The 8,737-nt window shown below is 48.8% G+C and carries 7 protein-coding genes and 1 pseudogene; 2 read left to right on the top strand and 6 right to left on the bottom strand.

All coding sequences use genetic code 11. The annotated features are described in order from the left end of the window. Together SHEWPOL2_RS07515 and SHEWPOL2_RS23175 are read left to right on the top strand one after the other, a co-directional pair. Positions 1 to 780, top strand: a pseudogene (locus tag SHEWPOL2_RS07515) (DUF3612 domain-containing protein); the annotation flags it as partial. 789 nt (positions 781 to 1,569) lie between these two features. Further along, positions 1,570 to 2,034: a hypothetical protein gene (locus SHEWPOL2_RS23175; protein ID WP_239642747.1), complete on the top strand. Its 465-nt coding sequence runs from the start codon at positions 1,570 to 1,572 to the stop codon at positions 2,032 to 2,034. A 218-nt stretch (positions 2,035 to 2,252) separates the two neighbouring features. Here the strand turns inward: SHEWPOL2_RS23175 and SHEWPOL2_RS07505 are convergent, their stop codons facing one another. From SHEWPOL2_RS07505 to SHEWPOL2_RS07485, 6 genes are all read right to left on the bottom strand, one after another. Continuing rightward, positions 2,253 to 3,500: a glutamate-5-semialdehyde dehydrogenase gene (locus SHEWPOL2_RS07505; RefSeq protein ID WP_037427440.1), complete on the bottom strand. Its 1,248-nt coding sequence runs from the start codon at positions 3,498 to 3,500 to the stop codon at positions 2,253 to 2,255. Between the two features lie 11 nt (positions 3,501 to 3,511). Beyond that, on the bottom strand, positions 3,512 to 4,618 hold the full coding sequence (proB, locus tag SHEWPOL2_RS07500) for a glutamate 5-kinase (RefSeq protein ID WP_037427439.1): 1,107 nt from the start codon (positions 4,616 to 4,618) through the stop codon (positions 3,512 to 3,514). Between the two features lie 9 nt (positions 4,619 to 4,627). Further along, a complete protein-coding gene (gene putP, locus SHEWPOL2_RS07495) occupies positions 4,628 to 6,124 on the bottom strand; it encodes a sodium/proline symporter PutP (protein WP_037427438.1) in 1,497 nt (498 codons plus the stop codon). A 3-nt stretch (positions 6,125 to 6,127) separates the two neighbouring features. Continuing rightward, entirely contained in the window at positions 6,128 to 6,304 is a 177-nt protein-coding gene (locus tag SHEWPOL2_RS23025) for a hypothetical protein (RefSeq protein ID WP_166485368.1), read from the bottom strand. 325 nt (positions 6,305 to 6,629) lie between these two features. Further along, the gene (gene gorA, locus SHEWPOL2_RS07490) at positions 6,630 to 7,985 is read right to left on the bottom strand and encodes a glutathione-disulfide reductase (RefSeq protein WP_037427436.1); all 1,356 of its coding nucleotides are present in this window, start codon (positions 7,983 to 7,985) and stop codon (positions 6,630 to 6,632) included. 167 nt (positions 7,986 to 8,152) lie between these two features. Beyond that, positions 8,153 to 8,683, bottom strand: coding sequence for a hypothetical protein (locus tag SHEWPOL2_RS07485; protein WP_037427434.1), 531 nt, complete (start codon positions 8,681 to 8,683; stop codon positions 8,153 to 8,155). Between the last annotated feature and the right edge of the window lie 54 nt (positions 8,684 to 8,737).

The following is an 8,737-nucleotide window of genomic DNA, read 5'->3' as shown; positions in this document are numbered from 1 at the left end:
CTGGCCGAAAATTGGAGATGGATGAAGAAGTGACGATTGCAATCTAATACCCTGAACGCGCAGGATATTTTGCATGCGTGGCGCGACTTCGAGTCCAGCTTTTTTGCCGGAGCCTTATTATGTCCTAAGGTACCCTATCGGCAGCTACTCGACCGCCACGGTTACGAAATTGAGGTACATAAACAGCTGCAAGTGTCGGCTTCGGTCGCCATGCGGCGGATGACTGTGGTATCGCCTTATCCCCATTGGCATTATTTTGATGCCTATGCGCCGGGCAAACTCAAAGCCGTTTACCGTGGTAATGGCATTCCCCTGCCTTGGGGCAATATGCGGCTGGTGGAAGACCCTTGCCAGCACTGGGCGGTGTTTAGAATGATCAGTGAACCTTCAGTTGGGACATCGGCGCAAATTTCGATTTTAAATGTGGGCAATGAACCACGGATTTACTGCTGCGAGTCGATTAAGGTCGAAGACTCGGCGGGCAACCCCCATGTGCTTTGTGCCGGTATCGATTTGAATCCGGCCATTGAAGCCCAAGGTAAAGATGCACTCTCTATAGCCCATGATTTAAAAGCCGCCTGTGTCTCTGGCGGTGGCTCAGTCCCGATTCCCAAGCATATTAAAAGCGATCTCGTCAGCGTGGCTAAGATATTGAATATCAACTGGATTGAACGTGGGATTAAAAATGATGCCCGGCTTATCTGCTCCCGCGGCGCCGTCTGCCCACGGCAACCCAGCTGTTATCAAGCGGGGAAATCGCAGTGTGATGGGGCAGCGTAAATCACTATTTGATTTACGTTGAGTTTTGCGGCCGAGAAAGTCGTGGGGCTTCACCCCACACCCGACCAAGGAGGACTGCTCGTCCTATCCTCCTTGGATGCTCCATGACGCCCCAACGGAGTTGAAAGCTCCTTGTGCTCATAGCCAACTTTGCTATCGCTTCCGAAGGATGCGTCCATGCACCTGCGAAAGCTAGTCGGTCATCCATGACCGAACTCACGCAATTTGCCTATTCGCCCTGCGGCAACTCCGAGGGGAGCCGTATTCTGCGGCATTAGAGGTGAAACTATGTCAAAAAACAAAGCCTTGAAAAATATTCTAGGCAGATGATAAGTTGCTGCTACAACTAAAAATTTATCAAAAAAATAACATTTAAGATGTTTCTAATGGGTTTCACGAGAAATCTAATAATGCACTGTTAAGGGATATACATGGAAGTCAGGAACGTAATAGAGATAGATTTCAGTCAGAAACTAGAAATCAAAATTAATAACCAATCCCCTGTAGTGCTGACAGATCTTACAATGTCGCTTCTCGGTATTAGTCAGCAATATCATAGATTTATAGAGTCTGAAACTAACCAAGACTACAACCCTAGTACGGAGCTTTTTGTAAAAGAAGTTCGCACTGGCTCGATCATTGTCGAGCTGGTAGCTCTTACGATGCCAATTCTCCCATCTAGTATGGAATGGTGGGTCGCTCTCTGAGTGGACAACTCAGGCTAAAGCTGTCATCGATTGGCTACTGGGTAAAGTGGGCACGCCGCCGAAAGGGATATCCAAGCAAGACTTGAAACAATGGAAAAATATTCTAGAGCCAGTAGCAAAAGACCATGGTTCTCAACTTAATTTCACCGTATCTGACGGTGGAACTGTAATTAACCAGTTTTTTATAAACTCTCAAGAAGCCAGTGCCGCCCAAAATACAATTCAGCGCCAACTCGAGCGTCTTGAAGAGCCTGATGATCACATTCATAAAAATAAGGTAATGTACTGGTATCAAACAAAATTTGATACAGAGTCCCATACTGGCGATAAGGCGACAATTGAAGATATTTCAAAAAAACCGTTAAAAGTAATATTTGAAAATAACGCAGTGAAAGAAGCTATGCTTGCAGGGGATGAGCGGTTTGCTAAGCCTTGGCACAAGCTTGCATATGTCGTTGATGTTGAAGTTCAGACAATAAATGGTGTGGCAAAAATGTACACTATTCTTCGTTACCACCAAGAGCATACATTTGACCCATTAGAATAAAAATATATTTCAATTAAATTAAGTAATTATATTTTTGTTTAGTTTCTGTAGGTGTTTAGTTTCACGCATACTTTAAGATTAAGCACTGGCATGTAAGTGACCGTTGGCGGCATGGATGCCGCCGTCGAGCCTATAGGGATATATTCACGGCGAGTCACTGGGATGCCAGTGCTTAATCATTTATCGGTCTACTATCAGTCTGGTTCTGTGAATAATCGCTAAGCTCTAATCTGTCCTGTGCCTGAAACCAAATATTTTTCAGTGGTTAAGGCTTCGAGTCCCATGGGGCCGTAGGCATGTAGCTTAGTGGTGGCTATGCCGATTTCGGCGCCGAGGCCGAGTTCGCTGCCATCGGAAAAACGTGATGAGGCATTCACCATAACGACTGAGGCATCCACTGCGCGTTGAAAGCGGGCCGCGGTGAGTTCATTGTCGGTGCAAATCACCTCGGTATGGTGGCTGCCAAACTTAGCGATATGTTGGGTGGCGACCTCAAAGCTGTCGACTTGGCGAATGGCGATTTCTAAGTCCAAATATTCTTGGCCAAAATCCTCTTCTGCCATATAAGTGCAGGCGTCGAAATACGCGGCGGCCGGAGGGCATGCATTGATTTTTACTTGATGCTCGGCCAGTGCTTTGGCGACGCGGGGCAAGAATCGCGGCGCGATATCCTTATGCACTAACAAGCCTTCGAGGGCGTTGCACACTCCTGTGCGTTGGGTTTTGCCATTGAGCAGCAAATCCAAGGCGATATCTTGATTAGCGTCTTTATCCACATATAAATGGCACACGCCCTTAAAGTGCTGAATAACCGGAATGCTACTGTTTTCAGTGACGTAATTAATCAATCCTTCGCCACCGCGCGGGATAATCAGATCGATAAATTCCCGCTGCTGCATCAGTTCGAGCATCAGGGCGCGGTCAGGATCGGGGATCACGCTGATAAGTGCTTTAGGCAAACCATAGGCGGTCAGTACCGCCTGTAAAATGCTGGCGATCACTTGACTGGTGTGTAGCGCTTCTTTACCGCCACGCAGGATCACCGCATTGCCGGATTTAAAACACAATGCGCCAGCATCGGCGGTGACATTAGGGCGCGCCTCATAAATCATACACACCACGCCGAGTGGCACACGCATCTTACTGATAGATAAGCCGTTAGGCCGTTTACCAATAAAACGTTCGCGCCCAACGGGATCGGGCAGCGCGGCGATGGTTTCGATTCCTTGCGCCATTGCTTCGATACGATGCTGGTTCAGCGTGAGGCGATCGACCATTGCAGGGCTTAAGTTGTCCTGAGTCGCTCGGTGCACGTCAATCAGGTTCGCGCTTTGGATTTCATAACTTTTTTCCCTTAATGAGCGCGCCATATCCAGTAATACGGTGTTTTTTAACGACTCATCGAGTTGGGCGAGTGTGCGGGCCGCATGGGCGGCATCGGCAGATATTTGTTTAATTAGGCTCATAGTTTCTCCACTCAAATGGATTTAAGAATGGCGATATTCTTATCGGAAATGATGGGGCCGGTTTTTTGCTGGAATTCACTGGCAAACGCCTGATCATCCTGCTCGGTAATAAAACTCAGTAGACAACTGCTGTAGTTAGATTTGGCTTTCGCCAACTTAGTGCCATCGCCTTTACGCACCAGAATGGTGTCGCCCACGGAGAAATCCCCTTTTACTTCAACCACATCATCGCTGGTTAATTGCTCGCTGTGTTGATCGAGTGCGAGGTCAAAATCATCCTCGACGATCACTTCGCCCTGCGCTTGCGAGGTGTGGGTCATCCAATGCAAATGTTCCTGCATCGGTTTTTCGTAGGGGGTAAAGAGGGTGCCCGGATTTTGCCCCTTTAGCAGTTGGCTAAAGGAGTCGGCATTAAAGCCATTGATAATAAAGGTCTCAATGCCGTGGGAGATGGCTTTCTCGGCGGCTTGGATCTTAGTGCGCATGCCTCCGGTGCCAACATCGCTGCTGGCGCCTCCCGCCATCGCATAGATATCTGCATTGATTTCAGTGACTTGCTTTATCAACTTGGCATTGGGATGTTCGTGGGGATTTTGATTATAGAGTCCATCCACATCCGAGCAAATCACTAAGGTGTCAGCATCGGCCGCTGCTGCCACCATGGCCGAGAGATTATCGTTATCGCCAACCTTAAGTTTGTCGGCGGTAACGGCATCATTCTCATTGATGATCGGCATTAAACCGTGTTCGAGCAGGCTAAAAATCGTGTCTCGAATACTGATATAACGCTCGCGATTACGTAAGTCGCCATGGGTCAGCAGTAGTTGGGCAGTGGGAAAATCAAATAGCTTATTCCACGTCGCCATCATATCCGCCTGCCCCGCAGCCGCCATGGCCTTTTTCACCGTAACACTCGGCTGAGCTTGGCCCTCAAAATGATGCCACCCAGCGGCAACCGAGCCGGATGAAACCAGTACCACTTGGATACCTTGGACGCGGCAGTAAGTAATAAACTGCGCGATACCCAAGAGATAATGGCTGCTGCAACCTTGCTTGTGGGGCGCGATTAAGGCGCTCCCCACTTTGACGACGATACGTTTACGGGGAGAGTCTGTCATAACGCCTCCTTAGCTTTCCTCGGCCAATACACGACCGGCCTGATGGAACTGCTTCGTGGTTTTAGCGCACGGGTCGTTATCGAATTTGCTCACCAGATAAATCACTGTGCTGCTGACAATAAAGCCTGGAATCATCTCATACACTAAGCTACTCAATGCCTTACCATCGGCAAGCACGGGGGCATAAATCCAAAAGAGTACCGTGAGCGCGCCCGAAATAATCCCCGCAATCGCCGCTTTATGGGTGAGATTGGCTTTATACAAACTAAACAGCACCAGCGGACCGAAGGCAGCACCAAAGCCTGCCCACGCATTACTCACGAGGGAGAGGATGCTGTTAGAGCGATCAAGCGCCAATAGCGTTGCGACAATGGCAACACCAGCAACCCCGTAACGGCCCATTTTTACCATCTCTTGCTCGCTCGCTTGTTTCTTCGACAGGGTGCGATAAATATCTTCGGTCAGCGAACTCGACGAGACTAATAACTGCGATGAAATCGTGCTCATAATGGCTGCGAGAATCGCAGCCAGCAGGAAGCCGCTGATTAAGGGGTGGAACAGTAACTCTGAAAACACGATAAAGATGGTTTCAGGGTCTGACAGTTTCATGCCAAATTTATTGGCGTAGGCGATACCGACCAAGCCCGTCGCTAGGGCGCCGATAATGGTCACTGTCATCCAACTGATGCCGATGCGGCGTGCGGTTTTAATGTCGGCGACCGAGCGAATCGCCATAAAACGAACAATGATATGCGGCTGGCCGAAATATCCGAGTCCCCACGAGAGGCTGGAAATTAAGCCAAGCAGGGTCACATTTTGCATCGCGTCGGTAAAATGCGGAATCGACTGATAGGCAAAGTTCATCATACGGTCCGCGCTGGTAAATTCTTGATATGCCACGAAAGGCACTAAGACCAAGGCGACAAACATAATGCAGCCTTGCACAAAGTCGGTGAGGCTAACGGCTAAAAATCCCCCCAGCAGAGTGTACGACACCACGACGGCTAAGGTGACCACTAGGCCAATGTCGTAGTTCAGCCCAAAGGCGGATTCGAACAACTTACCGCCCGCGACTAATCCCGCCGAGGTATAGAGGGTGAAAAAGATCACTATGATGGCGGCGGCAATAATACGAATGCTGTTATCGGCCTGACCAAAGCGTTTAGCGAAGAACTCAGGAATAGTCAGCGCGTTATCGGCGACCTCGGTGTAGACCCGCAATTTAGGGGCAACTACTAGATAATTGATTAGAGCACCAATTAATAATCCGAGGGCGATATACAGGGTTTCAAACCCCACTAGAAACATGGCGCCGGGCAGGCCCATCAGCATCCAGCCACTCATATCCGAGGCGCCGGCCGAGAGTGCCGTGACGTGCGGGCTCACTTGGCGGCCACCCAAAATATAGCCAGAGACATCATCGGTCGACTTACGATAGGCGAACAAACCAATAGCGAGCATGGCAATAAAGTAAATTGCCAATGAAACGTAAGAGAGGGAATTCATCGATTATTTTCCTCCTAACGCTTTGTTATTTTGAATGAAGCTCGGTTTCAAAATGACAAAGAGATAGGTACTTAGAATGGCGAACAGGCAGAAATATTGTAGTGTTCCATGAAGGCGTTCCCGGGTGGAACGGATGATCTGTGAGATGGGGTTTTCATCTGTAGCATGCTGAGCTGACATAATGCCTCCTTGATTTATTTAGAGTGAATAATAGTTAGTGCTATAACTATAATAAGATCTTTATTAGCAAAATATCAAGTTGAAATGCCCAGTTTGCATACTTTCGGTTGGCATAAAGCAAGAGAAATTGATTTGAATACTGATAAATTTACCTGTGCTTTTAACCGATAATTGGGGCGAAAGAGTGGGATGTTGAGAGCGGATAAATAGGCTTGATGGCTTATCGTTGAACATAAAAAAAGCGGCGCTGAGAATATCAGAACCGCTTCGATAAAATGCAACATTCACAGGCTATTGAGCCTGATTTAAAACTTGAGTCATGCGCTTAGCGCATAGTCACAAATTCCTCAGCACCAGTGGGGTGGATGGCGACAACGGCATCGAAATCGGCTTTGGTGGCGCCCATTTTCATGGCGACGCCAAAGCCTTGGAGGATCTCATCCATACCAAAACCAATGCCATGAATACCCACGACTTTCTCTTCTTTACCGGCGCAGACCAGTTTCATCTTACAGGCTTGGCGATGGCTAGTGACGGCGGTATACATTGAGGTAAAGCCTGAGGTGTAAACCTTCACATTATCCTCACCATATTGCGCGCGGGCTTCTGGCTCGGTTAAGCCCATAGTGCCAATCGGAGGATGGCTAAAGACCACGGTTGGGATTTGGCTGTAATCCATTTTGGCATCGCTCATGCCGTTGAATAGGCGCTCAGAGAGTAAGCGACCTGCCTTAACCGCAACGGGAGTCAGTTCCACGCCGCCCGCCATAATATCGCCCACGCAATAAATGCCTTTGTGGGTGGTATTTTGCTGCGCGTCGGTAATTACATAACCTTTGCTATCCAGTTGCACCTCGGTGTTTTCTAAACCGATATTGCCCGTTGCGGGTGAGCGGCCAATAGCCCAAATCAGGCAATCAACGGTCACGCTTTCGCCATTTTCGAGGTTCAGAGTCAGGCTGTCGTCGGCATTTTTGACCACAGATTGTGGGACGCTGTTGGTGTGCAGGGTTGGGCCTTCGGTCTTCATGGCATCGACGAGGGCGTCGATCAGCATAGGGTCGAAGTTACGCAGCGGCGCATGTTTACGCACAAACAGGTGAGTCTCACTGCCAAGTGCGTGCAACACGCCCGCGACTTCGACGGCGATATAGCCAGCACCGACGACTGCGACACGTTTAGGTTGTTCACGCAGGGCGAAGAAGCCATCGGAATCAATGCCATATTCTGCACCTGGAATGTTAGGGATGGTTGGCGCGCCGCCAGTAGCGATCAGGATATGGTCAGCCGTGTAGTGCTCGCCATTTACTTCAATGGTGTTGCCATTAACGAAACGGCCATAGCCATTCAGCAGGGTGACTTTGTTATTGGTAAAACCGCGACCGTAGGCCTCGTGGATGCGACCAATATAGGCTTCGCGGCTGTTTACTAAGGTGTTCCAGTCGAATTTGTTGACTGAAACATCAAAGCCATAATCTTTGGCGTAGAGGTTCATGGCTTCGGCGATATGCGCACCATACCACATGACTTTTTTGGGTACGCAGCCCACGTTTACGCAGGTGCCGCCAACATGTTTTGCTTCGATGAGTAGAACTTTAGCGCCACGCATGGCAGCTCGGTTAGCTGAGGCGATACCGCCGCTGCCTGCGCCTAGGCAGATATAGTCAAAATGTTGAGCCATGAGTTTCTCCGTCTAACTCTAAGAATGAGGTGCTTATTAGCAGAAGGTCATTGTAGGTTGGAATGGGTTTGCAGACCAGCCCATTAAGTCGCCATGGTATAGACCTTGGTTTGCCACAAAAAATCTCCATGAAGCTGAGATTTTATCCCTTGGTGGTTAGCTTAAGCTTAACGGCGATATTGGCAGCGATGGTAATCATCAGGGTTTGGTCCTTCTACGCCGCATTTAAGGCATTGCCACTCCTGCTTGCGAGCATTGAGCTCATCGATATGATAGTCGGCGGCTTGCTCTCGCTTATTGCCGATCTGGGTTTCGAGCTGTGACATGCGTGCATCAAGCCAACGGCAACTAGGATCGTTAGCGACTTTATCTCTGCTGGCGAGTTGTTGCTTGCGACTCAATTTTTTATTTTTAGTCTTAGTGGATTGCGTCTTGTTGGTCTTTGTTTTTGGGGACGCATCGTCAACATTGACGGTGGGAGGCGAATAATCCAAAGCGCTTTGCTCTGCGGGAATGGGCAGCGGTTTACCTTGACTGTCGAGCAGGGTCCCCAGTGGTAGTGAGTCAGTCGTGCTACTTTTTGACAGAGATTCTAATACTAATTCAGGCTCGCTCTCGGGTGCCGCTAAGGATGGCAGAGTACAAAATGCTAGTGTAATAAATGTGTTCGTGAGTATTTTAAACTGATGAGCCAACATTCCCTGTGCCTCGCTAAATCAAGGTCGTTCCATCGACATCTTGAGTGTAGTTTG

It is taken from the genome of Shewanella sp. POL2, from assembly GCF_000282755.1.
GTDB lineage: Bacteria > Pseudomonadota > Gammaproteobacteria > Enterobacterales > Shewanellaceae > Shewanella > Shewanella xiamenensis.
This window is presented reverse-complemented; position numbering and strand designations above follow the sequence as displayed.

Coding starts and splice junctions, on each gene's coding strand:
- SHEWPOL2_RS07505 (WP_037427440.1), bottom strand. CDS start 3,500: ATGAGCCTAATTAAACAAATATCTGCCGATGCCGCCCATGCGGCCCGC.
- proB (WP_037427439.1), bottom strand. CDS start 4,618: ATGACAGACTCTCCCCGTAAACGTATCGTCGTCAAAGTGGGGAGCGCC.
- putP (WP_037427438.1), bottom strand. CDS start 6,124: ATGAATTCCCTCTCTTACGTTTCATTGGCAATTTACTTTATTGCCATG.
- SHEWPOL2_RS23025 (WP_166485368.1), bottom strand. CDS start 6,304: ATGTCAGCTCAGCATGCTACAGATGAAAACCCCATCTCACAGATCATC.
- gorA (WP_037427436.1), bottom strand. CDS start 7,985: ATGGCTCAACATTTTGACTATATCTGCCTAGGCGCAGGCAGCGGCGGT.
- SHEWPOL2_RS07485 (WP_037427434.1), bottom strand. CDS start 8,683: ATGTTGGCTCATCAGTTTAAAATACTCACGAACACATTTATTACACTA.